Consider the following 207-nt stretch of genomic DNA (forward strand, 5'->3'; position numbering starts at 1 on the left):
CCGCTTCGAGCCGAGCCTCCTCCGCAAGTCGAGCCTCCTCGGCAAGCCGCTCCGCTTCGAGCCGAGCCTCCTCGGCAAGCCGAGCCTCCTCGGCAAGCCGCTCCGCTTCGAGCCGAGCCTCCTCCGCAAGTCGAGCCTCCTCGGCAAGCCGCTCCGCTTCGAGCCGAGCCTCCTCGGCAAGCCGAGCCTCCTCGGCAAGCCGCTCCG

1 protein-coding gene is annotated in these 207 nt (G+C 72.0%); it reads left to right on the plus strand.

All coding sequences use genetic code 11. The features are described from left to right. On the plus strand, positions 1–207 hold a 207-nt coding region (locus tag HV826_RS36650; protein WP_176421602.1), incomplete at both ends, for a hypothetical protein.

Origin of the sequence: Myxococcus sp. AM010 (genome assembly GCF_013372585.1) — a bacterium.
Classification (GTDB): domain Bacteria; phylum Myxococcota; class Myxococcia; order Myxococcales; family Myxococcaceae; genus Myxococcus; species Myxococcus vastator.